Here is a 697-nt window from a genome sequence, read left to right on the forward strand (position 1 = left end):
AACCAGAGTTGATACTCCCTCCCTTGGTCCTATAATTCGCCACCTTGGTGACTGATGAAAAGTGAGAGGTATTTTTCTTCTCTCCATATTGATCAACTAGGTTGCCTATGTACCAAGATTTGATCGGGCGACTATTGTTATCCGCTTGTGCGGTGATCACCTGAAAAGAACTGTCCGTGTCGAAAATTTCAAACACTTCCGTCAACTCTTCAAAGCGGTCGTTGACGATAAAATACGCAGATATTTGCGCGATAATATTCGCTTTTTTAAGGACTAGGCTTAAATCACTCTGAACCTGCATCTCGATAATTTGGTTTAAGCCGTCATCCTCCTGTTTAAGCCTTTTAATTGCGGCATTGAAGCTATCTCTGATTTCTTCACTCTTAAAGTCCACATAGATCGGATACTCAACTTTATACTCGTCATGTAGCGTTAGCTCTGCCATTTCAATAAAACGAGTATTGGTGATAAACCACTCTAGCACTCTTCGTTCAACCATTAGCAGGTCAACATTTTGAGCCCTCAACTGCGAGAATGCTGATTCAAGATCTTCGTAATCTTCAATACGATCAATGTCTAACTTACTCTTCAGAACTTCAACAGAGTTTTTAATTGTGGATGTTTCGTCGAACAATAACGCCCCTAATGATAGGTCTTTTGGGGATTGAAGTTGGAGTTTGCGGCGAGTTAGTGAAAC

Annotated in this window: 1 pseudogene; it reads right to left on the bottom strand. The window is 40.9% G+C overall.

What is annotated here, in order from left to right:
- Positions 1–697, bottom strand: a pseudogene (locus AB4486_RS25075) (two-component system sensor histidine kinase/response regulator); the annotation flags it as partial.

Origin of the sequence: Vibrio sp. 10N.222.55.C6 (genome assembly GCF_041473395.1) — a bacterium.
In the GTDB taxonomy this organism is placed as follows: Bacteria; Pseudomonadota; Gammaproteobacteria; order Enterobacterales; family Vibrionaceae; genus Vibrio; species Vibrio crassostreae_C.